This window comes from Chryseobacterium sp. C39-AII1, assembly GCF_039672645.1.
Taxonomy (GTDB): Bacteria; Bacteroidota; Bacteroidia; order Flavobacteriales; family Weeksellaceae; genus Chryseobacterium.
Genome location: NZ_JBDFPQ010000003.1, coordinates 93,920 through 113,783 on the forward strand (window position 1 = coordinate 93,920; position 19,864 = coordinate 113,783).

At 34.9% G+C, this 19,864-nt stretch carries 19 protein-coding genes; 8 read left to right on the plus strand and 11 right to left on the minus strand.

Annotated elements, in window-relative coordinates:
• The first annotated feature begins 18 nt into the window (after positions 1-18).
• Complete coding sequence (locus ABEG63_RS06145) at positions 19-606, plus strand: AraC family transcriptional regulator (protein WP_346583791.1); 588 nt, start codon at positions 19-21, stop codon at positions 604-606.
• A gap of 89 nt (positions 607-695) precedes the next feature.
• On the opposite strand, the gene ABEG63_RS06150 is transcribed toward ABEG63_RS06145, so the two are convergent.
• The 11 genes from ABEG63_RS06150 to ABEG63_RS06200 all read right to left on the minus strand — a co-directional run bounded on the left by ABEG63_RS06150 (position 696) and on the right by ABEG63_RS06200 (position 11,053).
• Complete coding sequence (locus ABEG63_RS06150; RefSeq protein ID WP_267406443.1) at positions 696-890, minus strand: hypothetical protein; 195 nt, start codon at positions 888-890, stop codon at positions 696-698.
• Positions 891-895: 5 nt separating this feature from the next.
• Positions 896-1,498: a MarC family protein gene (locus ABEG63_RS06155; RefSeq protein WP_267406444.1), complete on the minus strand. Its 603-nt coding sequence runs from the start codon at positions 1,496-1,498 to the stop codon at positions 896-898.
• A gap of 44 nt (positions 1,499-1,542) precedes the next feature.
• Positions 1,543-3,264 carry a BatD family protein gene (locus ABEG63_RS06160; protein WP_346583792.1) on the minus strand — a complete coding sequence of 574 codons (1,722 nt, stop codon included), beginning with the start codon at positions 3,262-3,264 and terminating at the stop codon, positions 1,543-1,545.
• 11 nt (positions 3,265-3,275) lie between these two features.
• A complete protein-coding gene (locus tag ABEG63_RS06165; protein WP_346583793.1) occupies positions 3,276-4,019 on the minus strand; it encodes a tetratricopeptide repeat protein in 744 nt (247 codons plus the stop codon).
• Positions 4,020-4,118: 99 nt separating this feature from the next.
• Positions 4,119-5,126 carry a VWA domain-containing protein gene (locus ABEG63_RS06170; RefSeq protein ID WP_346583794.1) on the minus strand — a complete coding sequence of 336 codons (1,008 nt, stop codon included), beginning with the start codon at positions 5,124-5,126 and terminating at the stop codon, positions 4,119-4,121.
• Positions 5,127-5,131: 5 nt separating this feature from the next.
• A complete protein-coding gene (locus ABEG63_RS06175; protein ID WP_267406448.1) occupies positions 5,132-6,124 on the minus strand; it encodes a VWA domain-containing protein in 993 nt (330 codons plus the stop codon).
• Positions 6,117-7,013 (minus strand): BatD family protein, encoded by an 897-nt coding sequence (locus tag ABEG63_RS06180; RefSeq protein WP_346583795.1) that lies wholly within the window; start codon positions 7,011-7,013, stop codon positions 6,117-6,119. Before ABEG63_RS06180 ends, ABEG63_RS06175 begins: the two co-directional genes overlap by 8 nt.
• Positions 7,014-7,097: 84 nt before the next feature.
• Entirely contained in the window at positions 7,098-7,961 is an 864-nt protein-coding gene (locus tag ABEG63_RS06185; protein WP_312390269.1) for a DUF58 domain-containing protein, read from the minus strand.
• 81 nt (positions 7,962-8,042) lie between these two features.
• Positions 8,043-8,498: a GNAT family N-acetyltransferase gene (locus ABEG63_RS06190; protein WP_346583796.1), complete on the minus strand. Its 456-nt coding sequence runs from the start codon at positions 8,496-8,498 to the stop codon at positions 8,043-8,045.
• The gene (locus ABEG63_RS06195; RefSeq protein ID WP_312390267.1) at positions 8,498-9,502 is read right to left on the minus strand and encodes a MoxR family ATPase; all 1,005 of its coding nucleotides are present in this window, start codon (positions 9,500-9,502) and stop codon (positions 8,498-8,500) included. The genes ABEG63_RS06190 and ABEG63_RS06195 overlap by 1 nt, the downstream gene beginning before the upstream one ends.
• A 255-nt stretch (positions 9,503-9,757) precedes the next feature.
• Positions 9,758-11,053 carry a hypothetical protein gene (locus ABEG63_RS06200; protein WP_346583797.1) on the minus strand — a complete coding sequence of 432 codons (1,296 nt, stop codon included), beginning with the start codon at positions 11,051-11,053 and terminating at the stop codon, positions 9,758-9,760.
• Between the two features lie 240 nt (positions 11,054-11,293).
• On the opposite strand from ABEG63_RS06200, the gene ABEG63_RS06205 reads away from it, so the two are divergent.
• The 7 genes from ABEG63_RS06205 to ABEG63_RS06235 all read left to right on the plus strand — a co-directional run bounded on the left by ABEG63_RS06205 (position 11,294) and on the right by ABEG63_RS06235 (position 19,739).
• Complete coding sequence (locus ABEG63_RS06205; protein ID WP_346583798.1) at positions 11,294-12,631, plus strand: peptide-N-glycosidase F-related protein; 1,338 nt, start codon at positions 11,294-11,296, stop codon at positions 12,629-12,631.
• Positions 12,632-12,908: 277 nt separating this feature from the next.
• Positions 12,909-13,382 (plus strand): DinB family protein, encoded by a 474-nt coding sequence (locus ABEG63_RS06210; protein ID WP_346583799.1) that lies wholly within the window; start codon positions 12,909-12,911, stop codon positions 13,380-13,382.
• A gap of 112 nt (positions 13,383-13,494) precedes the next feature.
• Positions 13,495-14,247: a 23S rRNA (guanosine(2251)-2'-O)-methyltransferase RlmB gene (gene rlmB / locus ABEG63_RS06215; RefSeq protein WP_267406459.1), complete on the plus strand. Its 753-nt coding sequence runs from the start codon at positions 13,495-13,497 to the stop codon at positions 14,245-14,247.
• Positions 14,248-14,298: 51 nt separating this feature from the next.
• Positions 14,299-15,348 carry a DUF6263 family protein gene (locus ABEG63_RS06220; RefSeq protein ID WP_346583800.1) on the plus strand — a complete coding sequence of 350 codons (1,050 nt, stop codon included), beginning with the start codon at positions 14,299-14,301 and terminating at the stop codon, positions 15,346-15,348.
• Positions 15,349-15,509: 161 nt separating this feature from the next.
• Positions 15,510-15,737 (plus strand): hypothetical protein, encoded by a 228-nt coding sequence (locus ABEG63_RS06225; protein WP_312390257.1) that lies wholly within the window; start codon positions 15,510-15,512, stop codon positions 15,735-15,737.
• Between the two features lie 34 nt (positions 15,738-15,771).
• Positions 15,772-18,306, plus strand: a complete 2,535-nt coding sequence (locus tag ABEG63_RS06230; RefSeq protein WP_346583801.1) for a hypothetical protein — start codon at positions 15,772-15,774, stop codon at positions 18,304-18,306.
• Between the two features lie 89 nt (positions 18,307-18,395).
• Complete coding sequence (locus ABEG63_RS06235) at positions 18,396-19,739, plus strand: glycosyl transferase family 1 (protein ID WP_346583802.1); 1,344 nt, start codon at positions 18,396-18,398, stop codon at positions 19,737-19,739.
• Positions 19,740-19,864 lie beyond the last annotated feature (125 nt).

Genomic DNA, 19,864 nt, shown 5'->3' on the forward strand with positions numbered 1-19,864 from the left:
ATAACTAAATGATGAATTATGGATGTTATTTTATTGCTAATACTATTAATCATATTGATTATTTATATACTTTACACCAATTTTGTGAAACAATATTCAGGGAACATCCCGAAATACAATCAACCGCAACATCAGTTTCAACATAAGAACAGTTACACTTTAAAGCTTGAACTTCAGAAAAAATTCATAGAAAATCAGCTGAAGGAAAGTTTAAAAACCAAAACTTTCTGTACAATTTCGAGAGATGTTGTCGACAAAATATTAGCTGATCTGGAGACATTTGAAAAAGAAAGTGAATTTCTTGAAAAAGGAATTACATTAGCTAATTTATCCAAAAAATTTAATACCAATACCGCATATTTATCTGAAATCATCAATATTTATAAGGGTAAAAATTTTGCTACATATTTAAATGATTTGCGAATAGAGTGCGCTATCAATCGTTTAAGTGACGACAGAAAATTTCGTTCTTATAAGTTATCTGTCATTGCCGATGAATTGGGCTACAACAACGAGCAGGCATTCACATTGGCCTTCAAAAAAAGAACAGGAACTCCCCTTTCAGTCTATTTAAAAGAGATGGAAAGATTAAAGGAAACTCCTTAACTCAATTTAAAATATACACTTTAGCATAAACAAAAATCCTCCTTCAAAATTGAAAGAGGATTTTATATGTATTAAGATGTAATTCAAAATTATTTCTTCACGCCTACTCTACTCCATGTTTCCATTACGAAAAGAACAATAAGACCAATGACCGCTGAAGCAATTGAGAAAACAAACTTCAGGTTATCTTCAGACAAAATATCTGATTGCCAATCCAGAGCATAAAGATTGATTGCGATGAACACGATAAATAGTATTAAAAATACTTTATAAAACTTCTGCATGATTCTTAAAAATTAATATAATTCTGCACCAATTGCGCAAAATTTGCGGTGAATAATTTAATTGATATTGCCAATAGAATGATTCCGAAAACTTTTTGTAAGATCGACAATGTTGCCTCTCCCATTTTCTTCTCCAACCACTTGGCAGATTTCAGCACCAAATATACGAAAATTGTATTGAGAATGATACCCAAAATAATATTAATATCATGAAATTCAGCTCTCAGGGAAAGTGTAGTCGTTAAAGTTCCGGCACCAGCTACCAATGGAAAAGCGATAGGAACAATGGATGCCGACTTGGCTTCAGAGCTTTTATTAATTTCAATACCTAAAATCATTTCTAATGCAATAATGAAAATAACGAAGGCACCGGCAATAGCGAAAGAATTTACATCAACTCCGATTAATTTAAGAATTTTATTCCCTACGAAAAGGAAAACGATCATAATGGCACCTGCCGTTACCGAAGCTCTCCCCGCTTCTATTTGCCCGAATTTTTGCTGCAAACTTACCACAATAGGCACAGAACCGATAATATCGATTACCGCAAAAAGTACCATAAAGCACGTAACAATCTCTTTTATTGAAAAATCATTGAAAACTTCCATCCTTCCGTAATTAATAATTTCGCAAAAATATGAAAATAAATTGATTATTTGCTAATCTGTGAATACAAATTAACAATCGCCTTCAAAAGTTCATCAATTCCTTCCGAAGATTTTACAGGAGCATATTTTTCAATCTGAATCTTTTGAGATATTTTACTGTATTCATCGGCAATTGAAGCTCCGTTACGTTTTTCTAAAAGCAACTTAAAATCTTCCCTAGAACCTTGAGAATACTGCTTTCTGACCTCAGAATCCATTTCATCTACAATTTGAAAGAACTTCTGATAATCTCCACTATCTTTAAGATTTTCTAAATAACTGAAATAATCATTCACATCTGTTTCCAGATTTTTTCGAATTTCATTTTCTGTTTCAGCAATAGAGCCTAAAGATCTTGGAGGTACAGTTTCCTTAACTAAATTACGTTTTTTTTGCCAATTTTTAAATAAAAAGTAGGCAATTAATAATCCTAAAAGTATTGCAGCATTCACAAAAAGTACATTCCAGTTGAATTTGCTTTTCTCTTTTACTTTAAAGGAAGTCGTTTTTAAAACCGGACTATTTACCGTTTCAAGAAAATTATTAGTGTATTCATTTACCTTTTCAACAGTAGAACGAGCTTCTAAAATTTGATCGTGAGAAAAAGCATTTACCGCTAAAGTTTCCTGACCTAAGTCAACATACTCTTTTTTAGCAGGATTAAAAAAAGCAAACTGCTCCGTTTTAATAGCAATTTCCCCTGCTTTTTTGGGAATTAAGACATAATTTGCCAAAACTTCACCTTTTATTCCTGTAGTTCCGGGAGCAACTTTTGAGGTTATTTTTGGAGCAAAAACATCATAGTCAGGAGAGTTTTCGATTTTAGGCAATTGCATATCAGACAAATTACCTTCACCGGAAACTTTCACAAAAACATTGATTGGTTTTTTAACCTCCACTTTTTCTTTGGGTGAATGATACACGCTTACGCTAAAGTTCCCCACCGCATTTTTAAAACAGTCAGGAGAGCCTTCCGGAAGCTTTTTAACATTCAATTTAACCTTGTTGGAAAGAAGTTTATTTTTATGTGAATAAGAATTAATTGACGCTGAAACTGCAGGAACTTCAACATATCCTGCTTCATTCGGAAACACCATAAATACGGCTAAAACCTGTGAAGCCATATTGCCTGAACCCGAAGGATCAATTTCTGATTTGGTAAAACTTACAGGGTGAACATTGATGTTTTCTTGTTTAGGAAGATTGATATTTTTAACCTTCCTTAAATTATCCATGTTTTTGGAGTAAGCCTTTAAAACAGCAATGGTTGGCTGATCCTGATAAACATCACGATCTTCAATTTCCATATTAAGATAAAGATCATTATTATTGGAAGCCACAGATTTTTTCTCAACATCTTTTACCAGAATGTCGAAAGGTTCTGTCTTATAAATTTTATTATTAACCGTAACAAGCACCGAACCGATCTTGATCTTACCTTTTTGTTTTGGTTCAAGAGCAATTTGTGAAACACGTTGAGTAATAACGGTATTAGTCGCGGGATCGATATAAGTATTGTTGACAGATCCGCTTCCGATAATATTGAATTTTGAAAGATCCGGCAGACGAATTGGCGTTTGCTGATTGTACTCGCTTCCGTTCATTTCAAGCACCACCGTAAGATTTACAACCTCCTTACCCGAGTAATCATTTTTATCGGGATCAATGGATATAGTTACCTGACCGTAAGAAATTACGGAAGATAAAAATAATAATATGTAAATCAATTTGTGCTGCATCACCAATCTTTCTCGTTGCTCTCAGGCATCGAATAAGAATTTTTATTCAAAATTCTTCTGGCGGTTTCTCTTTCTTTTTCGCTTACTTTATTTAGAATTGCGTTTTCGAGATCTTTAGGCATTTTGCCCTCATTATTTTGATTTTGATTAGGATCTTTTCCTTGTTGACTTTCACCTTGATTCTGCTTTCCGCTTCCCTGATCTTGGTTTTTATCATTCGGATTTCCTTTTTGATCATCATTCTGTTTTTGGTCTTTGCCGCCGCCTCCTTTTCCTGAGTTGTTTTGCTGTTTTTTTTGTTGGTTTTCTTTTTCCTTCAGTTTGGCAATTTCATAATTTTTTCTTGTTGCCTCATTGTAAGGATCTTGTTTTAGCGCTTGCTTATAAAAATTAGCAGCCTGCTCCGGCTGTTTCATCTGCATATAAGTGTTGCCCATGTTGTGAAGAGCTGCCGCTTTATCAGGAAGTGTCTGAGCCAGTTTTTGCGCTCTTTCAAATTCTGTTTTAGCCTCTTCGTATTTTTTACTTTTATATAATGCGTTGCCTAAATTGTAATGAGCTGTAAAATCTTTTCTGTTAGACTTTATAGCTTCAAAGTATTTGGCAGACGCGCCATCATAATCTTTAGCATTAAATTTTTGATTGCCTTCGAATACTAAAGTTCTGTAATTGGTCTGCCCAAAAAGCAGCCCTGAGAACGTAAAAGCAATTATTAACGATAAAAATATGATTTTAGTATTCATACTGTGCAAAATTATTCCTTTAATTGTTAAGAAACAGCGTTTTATTTGTTAAAATTCGGTTAAAATGCTTATTTAAAATCCTGATAAACAAGGATGAAATTAAACATTAAAATTTCTTTTGGGGTTTATGAGATAAATCAGGAAGAAAAAGAATATCGAAACTGCCAAAAAATATTGATAATAATGATTCGCATTTTGAGATTTTACCAACGTTGTCGCCGATGATTGTTTTTTGCTTAAAGCATCTATAATTCTATTCGGAGCTTCGTTGATATTATTCCCGTCAATATAGCTCCCACCCGTAGATTCTGCTATTTTTGTCAAGGCTTCTGTCTGTCGTTTAGAAATCACCGTTTGTCCTGCAGCATCAGATTTATAACCCATTAACTGCCCAAAAACATATTCAGGAACCGGCGCTCCTTCTTCAGTACCAATTCCCACAGAAGTTACCATAATTCCTTCCTTATTAGCCAATCTTATCGCTGCATCGTCTTTTCCTTCGTTATCTTCACCATCGCTCAGCAAAACTATTTTTCTTGAACCTTTTCCTACATTTTTAAACTTTGAAACTGCCGCCTGCATCGCTTTCTGAAAATCTGTTCCCTGAATTTGCATGGAGTTCGTTTCAATTGCGTTGATATAAGTCTCAGCAGAGCCATAATCTGTTGTTAAAGGCATGATCGATGTCGCCTCACCAGCAAAAATCACGATCCCAACTTTATCGTTTTTCATCTTCTGCATGGTATTGATCATTAAATTCTTGGCTTCCGTTAGACGGCTTGGCTCAATATCCTCAGCATTCATCGAATTGGAAACGTCCATCATAAAAATGACGTTGTTTAATTTCTGATTGGTTTTAACTTCCTCGGAACCATTCAACAAATCAATAATTGAAAAGATTAAAAACAATGTTCCTAAAAGATATAATGTCGGAAAAAACTTCGTGAACCACGATTTCTTTTCAAACAAACCCTCGTGAAACTTTGAATCTGCAAAAACCGCTCTTTTTTTCTTCTTCCATTTTAAATAACTAACCATAAAGACAGCCAGCAGCGGCAAAAGCAACAGCAACAACAAGTACCAATAATTCCCTAAATACCAATCCATTACCATTAGCTTAAAAATTTATAAACAACCCATCTCAGTAAAGCATCAAAAAACAACATTCCCAATGCAATCCAAAGGAAAATTTTAAAATATTCCTCGTAATTATATAATTTGGATACCTTGACGTCCGATTTCTCTAATTGATTAATTTCATTGTAAACCTCTTCCAGACTGCTATTCGATGTTGCTCTGAAATATCTTCCTCCAGTCATTTCTGCCACTTCTTTCAACAAAGGTTCATCAATTTTCACTTCTGTTTCTGTAAAAACCAAATCTCCGAAAATATCTGTCTGAGTAGGCATCAAAGCATATCCATTGGTTCCAATCCCGATGGAGTATACTTTAATCCCGTTACTTTTTGCCAATTCGGCAGCCACCTGTGCAGGCATGGCGTTTTCAATGGTATTCACACCATCCGTCATTAAAATAATGATCTTACTTTTAGCCTTACTATTTTTCAAGTGATTTACCGCTACCGAAAGCCCCTCTCCAATAGCTGTTCCGGGCTGAAGTTCCATAGGATTCAGGTTTCTTAATTCATCAATCACCACCTGATGATCTGAAGTTACGGGAACTTTTGTAAACGCCTCACCAGAATAAGTCACCAAACCCAATCGGTCATTCGGGCGTTTATCGACGAATTTTATAGCAATATCCCTCAACGCAGACAAACGATCTGGTGATAAATCTTTTGCCAGCATACTTAGTGAAACGTCCACAGAAAGCATAATATCAATACCTTTTGTATCATCTCGATCCTGAGAAATCGTGAATGTACGAGGTCGCGCCATTGCTACAATTAACGCAGAAAGTATAATGTACTTTGATAATTTCAGTAAAAAAAGCACAGGCAGAATTCCACTGCTTTCACCCATATTTTTAACAGTAGGAACTTTAATCCCTTTCTTTTTCTGTCTGCTTATGTCTCTGATAAAAAGAGGGATAAACAGCAGGAAAAGCGCTAAAAACCAAGGACTATAAAACTCAAAATTAAACATCCTTTCTCAAGTTTTCGAATTCTAAATCTTCTGAAGATCGCTTTACAAAATCTCTTATATCTGCAAGATCTTTTTCCATAGTATCTTTATCGGGGAACGTTTTGGCAAATTTCACCAAATCTCCTCTTAAAAACACATCTTCCACCACTTTTTCATTTTCCTGAGAAATGGTATTATTTTTTTTCATTAAATCAATCAAATCATCTGTCAGTAAAACATCGGCTGGCAAATGATATTGTTTTGTGATAAATTTTCGCGAAATATCAATCAGTTCAACATAAAATGAACGATAATTTCCACTTTCCACATATTTTTTCTTCTTCAAAGAATCTAGCTCTTTTAATGTCTGATTTGTGGCCACAACAGGTGAACTTTTTGATTTCCTACCCCATTTCACAATCATGAAGATTGCAATAATCAAACAAATAACCGCAATAGCACCTAAAATATAAAACTTGTAAAGCTCCCAATAATCTGTAGCTTCGAGCTTTACTTCTTTATTTTTCATAATATCATTAATAGGATCATTTTTCTGAGCCGTATTGATGACATCGATTTCGTAAGGAATCGTCTTTAAAATTTTTCCGCCTACTTTAAATTCGAGTTCAGGAATCGTAAATTTACCTTCTTCATAAACCGCAAATTCAATGCTTCTGTAATAAATATCAGGATTTTGTGCAATACTGTCTTTTATTTCTTCAAAATGAAAAGGCAACAATTCGTTTTTGGGGGCAGCAGAAACTTTTTCGTTATGAAGATTATTAATCGTCACAACAATTCTGTTTACTTCTCCCAAAGCAATGGTTTTCTTGTCAACATTCGAAGAGAGCATCTGCGCAAAAGCATTTGCACAGAGTAAAAAGCAAAATATAAATAATAGTTTTTTCAATTTTTTTAAATAATTGTTCAAAGTTTAGTGTTCAAAATTTAAAGTTTAAACTAATTTTTACGCTCTAAATTTCAACTTTCATTTTTATTTCTTTTGAAAATAATTATACAACAATTTCGAATAATCTTCTCCCGTATTAATATTCATAAAACTTGCTGAGCTGTTGGCAAAGTCTTCTTCCAAAGCCCTTAATTTTTGTTTCTGAGCTTCGGCGAAAGTATACCTCCATCTCGCGCTAGAAGTATTTACCCAAACTTGTTTGCCTGTTTCAGCATCATATAATAAGGTATAACCCACATCCGGAATTTCATTATCCTTTTCATCAAAAATTCTCATTCCTAACAATTGATGCTTTTTGGAAGCGACTCTCAACATTTTAGAATCATATTCATCTTCAAAATCTGAGAACAGGAAAACCAAAGATTTTCTTTTGAAAATTCCCATCATGTATTCCATCGCTTTATCAATTTTTGAAACCGCAGGAACATAATCTGCCGTTAAAATAGTACTGATAATCGAAAGAATATGCTTTCTTCCTTTTTGTGGCGGAATCACTTTATATACTTTATCAGCAAATAAAATCAATCCCACTTTATCATTATTGCCTGCTGCCGAAAAGCCTAAACTTGCGGCAATTTCAGCAACATATTCTCTTTTGAGCTGCGTTTTTGTTCCGTAATCCATAGATGCGGAAATATCTACTACCAACATCATCGTCAGCTCCCTTTCCTCTTCCATCACTTTTACGAAAGGTTCACGGAAACGTGCTGTTTTATTCCAGTCGATTCTGCGGATTTCATCTCCAAACTGATACGGACGAACCTCTGAAAAAGTCATCCCTTGTCCTTTAAAAGCACTGTGATATTGCCCCATCAAAGTAGCTTCCGTCTTCTTACGAGTTCGGATTTCTATCTGCTTTACTTTTTTTACAATATCTTTTATCTGCATTTTTTGCGTTTGAGAGTGTTAGGGTTTGAGTATTTTTTTGAGTTTTTGCAAACCTCCATCATCTTACTTCTAACTTCCATCCTATTTAAATTCTATCGAAACATTCAGCCATTCATCATCGAATTTCGGGCTGTATTTTTTGTAGAAATTAATGGCGGGTTCGTTCCAGTTTAATACTTGGAAAACCATTCCGCTGTATTGATTAGATTTTCCATGTTCCATCGTAGCTTCAAACAATTTCTTTCCGATTTGTTTTCCTCTTAATTTTTCCGTCACCACCAAATCTTCAAGATACAATCTTCTTCCCTTCCAAGTTGAATACCTATCATAATATAAAGAGATTCCAACGATTTCTCCATTAAATTCAGCAACAAAAGCTCCCCAAACCGGCGATTTTCCGAATCCGTCTTCAATAAATTGCTCTAAAGTTAAAGTCACTTCATGCAACGCTTTTTCATAATCAGCCAATTCTTTGATCAGCTCCAACATCGGAGCACAATCTTCCTGAACTGCTTTTCTAATCACCACTTCACTCATTACGGAGCCTGGATTTTTGCTAAAATTCTATTGATAATTTCTTCTGATGAAATTTCTTCTGCTTCCGCCTCGAATGTAAGACCAATTCTGTGTCTCAAGACATCTTTAGCCAATTCTTTGACATCTTCAGGAATCACAAACGCTCTTCCTTTCAAAAATGCATACGCTCTTGATGCAATAGCTAAATTGATTGACGCTCTTGGAGAAGCTCCGAAACTTATATAATTTTTTAGTTCTGAAAGACCATAATTTTCTGGAAAACGGGTTGCAAAAACCATATCCAGAATATATTTTTCGATCTTTTCATCAAGATAAATCTGATTGATTAATTCTTTTGCCGCTACAATGTGCTCAAGCGAAATCACAGGTTTCACAGTTGGTTGATGCGAAGTTGAAACCATTCTCATTACCGTTCTTTCATCCTCAAATTTAGGATAATCAATCGTGCATTTCAACATAAAACGGTCGCTTTGAGCTTCCGGCAACAAATAAGTACCCTCCTGATCGATCGGGTTTTGAGTTGCCAATACCAAAAACGGTTTTGGAAGCTTCATGGTTTCATCACCGATGGTTACTTGCTTTTCCTGCATTACTTCCAACAAAGCAGATTGCACTTTTGCTGGCGCACGGTTGATCTCATCTGCTAATACGAAATTGGCAAATACAGGTCCTTTTTTGATGGAAAAATCATTATCTTTTACATTATAGATCATCGTTCCTACTACATCGGCAGGAAGTAAATCCGGAGTAAACTGAATCCTTGAAAATTCACCATGAACAGCATCTGCCAGCGTTTTGATTGCTAAGGTTTTTGCCAAGCCGGGAACACCTTCCAAAAGAACGTGACCATTCCCCAGAAGCCCTACCAAAAGGCGGTCTATCATATATTCCTGCCCAATAATAACCTTGTTGATTTCCTGTCTCAGGAGAGAAAAAAAGTAGTTTGCTTCTTTTACCTGTTCCGTCAATTGACGAATATCTTCAGCTTGATTGATCTCTGACATAGCTTAAATTAAATAATGGGTAAATTTCCAATAAATACTTGCATTAATCAACACAATGAATGCCATTTTTGAGTTAAAGTTTGTTAAATATTCTAGCATTAATGCGAGATTCAAAAATTATGAATTGATTTTTTAATTAATAATTTGCCTTAAAAGATTATTATTTGAGTATAATTCCAGATAAAGTTTAGAAACTAAAGACAAAAAAACGCTATGAAATCTCATAGCGCTCTATTTTATTTTTCACCTATTTAGTTACAGCTGAGTAATTGTAATGGTAAAAGCACCTTCCGGAACATCTATCGTTTCCTCATAAGATCCTACATTGATAAAATACGTAGTTCCTGCTGTAGTTGTAATAGTAGCCGTTTCTGCTCCAGCGGCACCGTAGTTATCTACATTTGCTACACATGAGAAAGCACCACAAGCACCACTATAAACATCTAATTGCGGATCAAAAGTACTACCCGAAGGCATTGTTACCTTAATTGTATATTGATTGCCATCTCCATTTATTTTAAACCAAAGTCCATCGTTCATAGCATCAAGACAAACAGCAATATTTCCCGCATTATTAGTAGCAGCAATTGCATCATTTTGAGTGTATGTATATGGGAAAGCTGACGCCAAAAATGCACCAGAACAAGCATCATTTGCAGGAACCGGAGGAAGTGTTTTAAATAAAATTTCAGAACAAGCAGATGATTCAGTACCACCAGAAACAGATTTTACCGTTAGATAATAATTAGTATCAGGATTTAAAGGTGTCGACGGAGAAAAGCTTGTACCTGTTACCACTTGTTGATTGATAACATTCGTACTTCCTGAACTAGTTCCTACAGAAACCTTATAAGAATCTACTCCGGAAACCGGAAACCAGGTAACAGAAGGAGATAAAGCAACTGCCTGTGCATTATTTAGAGGACTTAGAATATAAGGACAAGCCGGAGTAGGGCTAGGTGTTAATCCGGCAAATGTAACCGCAGATTTATAATCAGCTCTTATCCCTCCCGGAGGAGCTGCTACATCTACCACCGCAAGATCACCTTTGTAGAAAAGCGTAGAATACGGAAGATGAGAGTACACTTTAAAAGCTTCATCAAAATTATTAATATCAATACTTGGTGCGTTTTCTTTCGCCGCAACCAATAGATTATCTGTATTATTATAAGCAAAAGGCGTTGTAAACGTAAGCTCTACCTTATTACCATTTCGCGTTACATTTCCTGAAAAAACCTGAGTAAGTTGTGAAGAAGAAACCCAATCAGTTCCTGATGCAAAAGATGTTTTTGTTGTATGCCCTAAATAAACCGTCCAGCTGGAAGAATCGTTAATAGTAGCAGAAGGATCAATATAGAAAGTTAATCCTGTAATATTTCCTGCGGCATTGGCATTAATTTCCTGTTTTGGATAAATCTGCTGAACATACGAATAGGAAAAAAAACTACTTACAGGAGCTGTTCCCACTGCTGTGCTTCCGATATTCAGATTGATCTGGGCGTTAAAAGTTAGAGAAATTAATAGTAAAGATAAAAATAAAAGTCTTTTCATAATCAATAAATTCAATATGGAATATTATGCGAATTTAGCACTAAAGTTTTGATTTTAACAACAAATTAAAATTATTTTATCAAAAATATTAAATATTAATGATATTTTAAAGCAAAAAAGTTCAAAAACACATTTAATTTTAAACAATTACCAACAAAAAACCATTTATATTAAAAAATCAATCAACAAATACTAAAATTAACTACATATTTTAATACATTTGCAACAAATACCAATAGCATGTATAAAAAACTACTTTTTTTAAGTTTATTTTCGGCAGGACTGTTCCAATCACAAACAACAACACAACTCGACCTGATGTCTCAGGCAACATACTATGATGGTTATGCAGCAACGGTATCCACTCCTGTTCCTTCCGGATTAATAAGACTTGGAAACACGAGATATGCAAGAAAACTTACAGATGCAGAACTCAATTCATTTAAAGCGAAAATAGCAATGAGAGTCACTATTGGAGCGCTTTGCGATAATTATGACCGTCTGGGAGAGGTTTTTTTAGCTTTGGTTCCTAAAAATCAGGCAACATACACCATGAATGATGCGAATGTGAAAAGAATTGAAGTAGCCAGATATATCACTCCTTTCATGAACAAAAACCGTTCTCCGTTGGAAGTTCCTTACACTTATAATTTAAGCAATTTATACAGTATTTTTCACGATTCTTCACTTCGTAGCACGTATGATATGTATATGGAATTGGATGTTTTTGGTGTACCGTATGCTGCTAACACAGAGGTAAGCGGATGCTCAGGAAGAAATGATGTTTTCTCTGGAAGTCTTAGCTTCTTCTCGACCGATACAGGGGCTACCGCAACAGATTACAACAACCTTACCCCTTTGCTAAGTTACAGCCGAGTGAATAATTATGACAGCACAGATGTTACGGGTGAAACGGTAAGACTTGTCACCTTTAATTTACCTGCGGCCGTTACAGACGCTAACTTTTCGCTAATCTCTACTCCTCACGGTGCTAACAGTGGCGGTGAAGAATATATCAGAAGACAAAACTACACTTATATAGATGATGTACAGGTGCTGACGTATACACCTGGAGGGATTTCATGCGAACCTTACCGAGTTTACAACACACAAGGAAATGGAATTTACGGTACAACTCCTCAATCTTTTGCAAGCTGGACTTCTTGGAACAACTGGTGCCCTGGAAACTCAGTTCCGATCAGAGGATTTACGATTGCCAATTTGACAGCGGGAAATCACACCCTGAAACATACTATTCCGTCGGCTGTATTTAATCAACAACAGGGAGAAGTTTATCTGTCTGTTTACATGCAGGGTAAAAGCAGCAATAACTTAAATGTAAAAGATGTAAAAACAGTAGATGTAAGTATTTATCCCAATCCAACGTCTGATATTGTCAATATAAAATCACGCGTTGATGTAGCTTCAATTGCAGTATATGGTATAGATGGAAGAAAACTGACAGAAAGCTATAAGGAAAACAAAATTGACATTTCTTCTTACAATGCAGGAATTTATATTTTAGATATTGTTCTAAAAGACGGAACAACTTTCAAGCATAAAATCATTAAAAAATAAAGATTAAAATTCTTTTCAAATAATTAAAAGTCTCTTTTTGAACATTTTCAAAGGAGACTTTTTGATTTTAGATCAGTTTCAGTAAAATATCTTTCGAACTTTACAGTTTTTTATTTTAACAAAATTTCTCCTTTAAATATAGCAATTTGGAAAAATTTCTTTAACATTTATCTCTTTGAAAAAGACAACGGTGAATAATTTCCGCATTAATCTCACGGCTAAAAAATTGTCATTTCCAGTTTATTAAACTATTTTTGGTGATTAAAAATTTTGCAAAATGAATTATCATTTTCAAGCTCACAGACAAGTTAGAAGAAACCTTTTGGAGATTTTACAGAATACTTCTCACGAAGATCTTTTGTTGATTCCGGATGGTTTTAACAATAATGTTTATTGGAATATTGCGCATACCGTTGCCACTCAGCAGCTTCTGCATTATTACCTAAGCGGAAATCCGTTTAGAATTGATAAATATTGGATAGAAACCTACAAAAAAGGAACTTTACCCAACTTGGATGTTCAAAAATCAGAAGTGGAAGATCTTGAATTTTTGCTGACGGAAACTTCAAAGATTTTAATGAAAGATTACGACAGCGATTTCTTTGCAGATTATACCCCTTACACCACAAGTTTCGGGATGGATCTGAAAAGTATACAAGATGCCATTATTTTCAACAACATGCATGAAAGCTTGCATTACGGCTATGTAATGGCACAAAAAAGAGCAATTTTAGGAGAAAAAGGAAGGTAGTTAAAAGTGAATTATACTACGCAAGTGAATCGTGAAAGATGAATGTACAACACGATAAATTGACTTACGAAGTAAAATTGACAATTGACATTTCATTATTTAAATTATCAAAATGACAGATAAAAAAGACGATTTTATTTTCGGGCTTCGTCCCGTAATTGAAGCTATTGAAGCGGGAAAAACAATTGATAAAGTTTTTGTGCAAAACGCATTGCAGGGAGATATTTATGCAGAATTAAAGGCAATTTTAGCCAAAAATAAAATCCGTCCCAATTATGTTCCGGTTGAAAAACTGAACAGATTTACAAGAAAAAATCACCAGGGAGTTGTGGCATTCATTTCGGATGTTCCTTTTCATAAAATAGAAGATATTGTTCCGCAATTATTTGAAGAAGGAAAAACTCCTTTTTTATTAATTCTAGACAGATTAACAGACGTGAGAAACTTTGGAGCAATCTGCAGAACAGCAGAATGTGTAGGAGTTGATGCGATTATCATTCCTGAAAAAGGAGCAGCGCCAATTAATTCTGATGCGATAAAAACTTCTGCAGGAGCACTTTATAATGTAAAAATTTGTAAAGAACCGAATTTAGCGCATGTTGTAGATTTCCTTCAACAAAGCGGAATTTCTGTGTATGCAGCAAGTGAAAAGGCTCAAAAATTGATTTATGATGTAGATTTCAAAGAACCTTGCGCGATTGTAATGGGTAACGAAGAAACAGGAATTTCTAAAGAAGTTCTTCATCATGCGGATGATAAAATTAAACTTCCGATTGAAGGTAAAACTCAATCGCTGAACGTTTCTGTGGCTTGTGGAGCAATTTTATACGAAGCCGTAAGACAAAAAATGACTGCAAATCTGTAAAGGTTTGCAAAAATATTGAAGTAGTAAAAAATAAAATTTAAAAAAATTCAAATGAAAAATATTGCAGCGCTTGCGCTTATCTCATCCCTAGCCGTTGTATCTTGTAAAAAAGAAACAACGAAAGTAACAAAAGTAGATCCAAAAACAGGAAAAACGGTAACGGTAGAAGTTCCGGCTGATTCTGTTGCAAAAGTAGAGGCAAATCCTGCGATCAAAGATTCTGCGGGCGTAGTTACTCAAAGTTTTAAGTTGGAAAAAGGAAAAACCTATCCTTTAACAACGTATCAGAGAGATACAAAAACAATGACGGATCCTCAGGGAAAAACCATGAACGGAACCAGTGAAGCGACAGATGAAATGTCTTTCACTGTAAATGATATTAAAGGAAATGTGTACGACATGACTTTAAACCTTATCGGTAAAAGAAATTCTCAATCATCACAAGGAAAAACGCTTGTAGTTGATACAAAATTGCCGGAGCCGAAAGAGGATGACCTTAAAATGATCTGGAACATCAACAGAGCGCTTACAGGAAATAAGCTGAACATGAAGATGGATACGAAAGGAAATGTAATTTCGATCACAGGTTTTGATGCCGTTTACGCTAAAGTTGGGAGCTCTCTTAGCAAAGTTGTAAAAGATAAAAACCAGAGAGAAAGCGTTGTAGCGAGCCTTAAGGAAAGCTTTAACGAAAAAGTGTTGAAAGATCAGTTCAATAAAAACTTAACGATTATTCCTAAAAAAGGAGTAAAAGTGGGTGAAAAATGGTCTAGTTCTGAAAACGCTGATCCTACAGGTTCTGTAAAAGTGACTTCAAACTACGTTTTGAAAAGCTTAGGAAACGGAGTGGCTGAAATTTCTGTAACAGGTGGAATTCCTAAAAAAACAGAGAAAAAAGCTCAGGGACCAATGACGCACAGTTTGAGTAGTGAATTGTCACAAAACGGAACAATTAAATTTGACGAAAATACAGGATGGATCACCAATCAGAATATCAGTGTGAAAACGACACAGATTGAAACCATTTCAGACGGAAAACAATCTCAGTCGATGAAAAGCGTTTCTAATTCTTCTGTGATGGTAAATCCTTCCGCGAAATAAGAGTAAAAGGGAGGTTTTTGAGTGAGAGGATTATAGGGTTTGAGAGTGTGAGGGTTTTAGAGTTTGTATGTTTACATTAATCTAAAAACCAACAACTATCAACAATAAACCAGCAACCAAAAACCAGATTTCCTAAACTTTAAATCAAAATTAAATTTATTATGAAGTACATTCTTGAGTTGGTACTTACCGCGATTATTATTTTCTTTGTTTGGAATATTTTGAAGAGAATTTTCTTTAAAACATTCTATAGTTACAGGTTTAACAACAACAATCAAAATAACCGTCAGCAGGATATAAACTCGAATAAGAGTACCGATCAAAAATTGAAATGGGACGCAGAAACTGTGGACTATGAAGAGGTAAAAGAAACGAAAGATAAAAGGTAAAATCCCGAAAAATAAAAAGATAATAACCATACGCATGGCGAAAAATAAAAACTTAATATATATTGCAATTTCATTAGTTGTATTTATAGTTTTAGCATTTTTATATTCCACTCCTGTTTTTTCAGGAAAACAGCTTTTCCAGCACGACATCGTTCAGTACAGAGGTGGTGCCAAAGAGCTTTTAGATTACAGAGCAAACTACGGAAAAGAAACCTACTGGAGTGATTCCATGTTTGGAGGAATGCCGACTTATCAGATGGGAAGCCGATTCGAGGGCGATATCATCAAGCAGGTCGACAGCTATCTCAACTTTCTTCCAAGACCGGTTAATTACCTTTTTTTACTTTTTTCAGGATTCTTCCTTTTAGGAATGGTAGCCGTCAGAAACTGGAAATATGCGCTTCTCGGAGCGACTTTTTTCGGACTTTCCACTTATTTTTATATTATTATCGCAGCGGGACACAATGGTAAAGTAAACACCATTGAATATTTCGCACCGCTTTTAGCTGGAATTTTACTGGTTTATATCAGGAAAAGTTATATTTGGGGATTCATTGTCACGACCCTGTTCATGGGGCTTCAGATTGCGGCCAACCACCCGCAGATGACGTATTATCTTTTCATCGCTTTAGGATTTTTATTCTTATCTGAACTTATCCGAGCGATTCAGAAAAAAACACCGATGAAGCATTTCTTAATTTCTTCGGGAATTATCGCTGCTTCAGCCATTATCGGAGTGGGTATGAACTCTCAGAGAATCATGGCGAATTCTGAATATGTGAAAGAAACCGTTCGTGGAAAGCAAATCTTAACCAACGACAGTCATACAGAAGGAAATTCAGGAATGGATAAAGAAAGTATGCTGATGTGGAGCTATGGGCAGCTGGAAACTTTAAACCTTTTCATTCCAAGACTAATGGGAGGCGGAAGTCAGGAGCCTGAAGGTAAAGAAATGATGAACAGAGTTCAGGAATTAGTTCAGGAAAATGTAGGTTCACAAGCTGAAATGGACAGGATTTCAAAAGGGTTTAGCGGAGTAACGTATTGGGGCGACCAACCCGGAACTTCGGGACCTGCTTATCAGGGAGCCATCGTTTGTTTCTTAGCTGTTTTAGGATTCTTTTTTGCCTGGAAAAAATACCGTTACTGGATTTTAGGAGCTTCCATTTTAACCATTTTATTGGCTTGGGGAAGCAACTTCATGCCTTTATCAGACTTTTTTATTGATTTCGTACCGTTTTATAATAAATTCAGAGCGCCATCTTCAATCTTAGTAGTTGTGGAGTTATTATTCCCGTTAATTGCGATGGTAGGACTTTACAGATTTTTCACGGATGAAAAACTGACGCAGGAATACAAACAGAAAATTCTTTTGTATGTAAGTGGCGGAACATTAGGTTTACTATTAATTCTTTTAGTTTTAGGTAAATCTTTATTAGGTTTCCACACAGAAAACGAAAAAACATACTTCCCACCTTTCCTATTAGATTATTTGGTGGATGAAAGATTTAAACTTTTTAGAATTGATGCTATTAAAGCGTTCATCTACGTTACCATTGCAGCCGCAGCTTTATTTATGGTTTTAAAGCAAAAATTAAATCAGAATATTGCTTTGGTGATTATTGGAGTGGTAAGTTTATTCGATCTTTGGACAGTAAATAAACGTTATCTGAATGACGAAAATTATGTAGATAAAATCTTTGCTGAAAATCCTTTCCAGACAGAAAGTTCAGAATTATTGGTGGAAAAGGTTCAGGGTAACCCGAATTTAGAATCTATCTTATCGACAGTAAACGTTAATAAAACCTTAGAAACCATCGCCGATAAAGACAAAAAGCATTACAGAATTTATAACCAGACTTTAGGAACGACGAGCGAAACAAATACGTCTTATTTCAAAGCTTCTATCGGTGGTTACCACGCAGTAAAACTGAGAAGATATGATGATTTATTAAATGAATATCTTTCCAGTATGGATAGCGTAAAAACGCCAAAAATCCTGAACTTGCTGAATGCAAAATACATGATTTTCGGCGGACCGGAACAGCCACAAGTTGTTCCAAATCCAAAAGCGAACGGAAATGCTTGGTTTGTAAGCGACCTGAAATTTGTAGAAACTCCAAATCAGGAGATTAAAGCAATCGGAGATATTGATAACAAAAAAACAGCGGTAATTGCTGCTGCCGATAAAGAATATTTCAACGGAAAACCTGTTCAGGCAGATTCTACAGCAGTGATCAATCTGACAAAATATCTTCCAAATGAATTAGAGTTTAAATCTCAGTCTAAAACGCCACAATTAGCAGTATTTTCAGAGATTTATTATCCACACGGCTGGAAAATGTTTGTGGACGAAAAAGAAGTTCCTTACATCAAGGCAGATTATTTGCTTCGTGCGGTTCACGTTCCTGCCGGAAATCACAGTATCAGAATGATCTTCGAACCGGAAGTAATTGAAAAAGGGAAATGGATCTCGCTTCTTTGCTTCGGATTATTCATTGGATTGAGTGGCTTCGGAATTTTTTGGATAAATAAGAAGAAAAAGGAAGTTCAAATTAAAGAGGCTTAAATCACACTTTGTCATTCCGTAGGAATCTAAGCAAAATATTTTTAATAATAACCTAGATTCATTCAGAATGACAACAGAATGCATAATTAATGGAACAAAAAAAAATATTAATCATCACCTATTACTGGCCTCCTGCGGGAGGTCCTGGTGTTCAAAGGTGGTTGAAGTTTGCAAAATATTTACCTGAATTTGGATGGAAACCCATCATTTTCACACCCGAAAATCCGAGCTATCCTTTGTTGGATGAAAGCTTGATGAAAGACGTTCCAAAGGATCTTGAAATTGTAAAAACCAAGATTTGGGAACCTTATCAACTGGCTGAAAAACTTAATAAAAGTAATAAAAAATTCAAGGCAGGGCAATTTGATGTTGGCAAAAATCAAAGCTGGAAATCTAAACTTTCGATTTGGGTAAGAGGAAATTTTTTCATTCCCGATGCGAGAGTTTTTTGGGTAAAACCTTCCACAAAATTTTTAGAGCAATATTTAAATAAAAATAAAATTGATGTTGTGGTTACTTCAGGGCCGCCGCATTCTTTGCATCTGATTGGTTTACATTTAAAAAAGAAACTTCCGAATTTAAAATGGATTGCCGATTTCCGTGATCCTTGGACTGAAATTTCTTATTATAAACATTTAAAGCTCACGAAAAGTTCAGATAAAAAACATCGCCAGCTTGAAAGTGATGTTTTCAAAACTGCAGACATTACATTAGCGACAAGCTATACTGATGCAGAAAATTTCCGTAAAAACGGCGCGAATGCTATTTGCATCACCAACGGATTTGATGAAACCGATGCTTCGACTGCGCTCAGCATGACAAAGAAAAATGAACAGCATTCTTCTCAAACTCTAAAACCCTCAAACTCTCAAACTCTCAAACCCAAATTCACCTTAAGTTATATCGGTGTTTTGGAGCAATTAAGAAATCCCGAAAACCTTTGGAAGGCATTGGATGATTTGGTAAAAACAAATGCTGATTTTGCTGAGAATTTTAATTTAAAATTTGTTGGGCGAATTGATGATAAAATTTTACATGAAATTGAGAATTCAAGTTTAAAAAACAGCATCGTTAATTTAGGATATTTATCTCATGACAAAGCAATTAATGAAATGCAAAGTTCTGATATTTTATTAATTACGAACTTCCCAAATGAATCTTCAAAAGGAATTATTCCTGGAAAAATTTTTGAATATTTAGCAACAGGAAAACAAATTATTTCTTTTGGTCCGGATCAGGCAGATGTTTCTATAATTTTGGATGAAACTAATGCAGGAAAGCATTTTTCTTATACTGATTCTGAAAAAATAAAAGAGTTTATTTTAGAAAAATTTGAGCTTTGGAAAAATGGAAATCTTTTAGAAAATACACAGAATATTGAGCAGTTTTCAAGAAAGAATTTAACTGAGAAATTAGCTGAAATTTTAGGTTAATTGACTTTAAAATTACATTTTCATATTTGAAAATAAAGGCTTCGACAGGCTCAGCCTGACAACGCTAATAATTATTTATTTAACATTAGAATTGTCGCACAGAGCCTGTCGAAGTGTTTTTATAT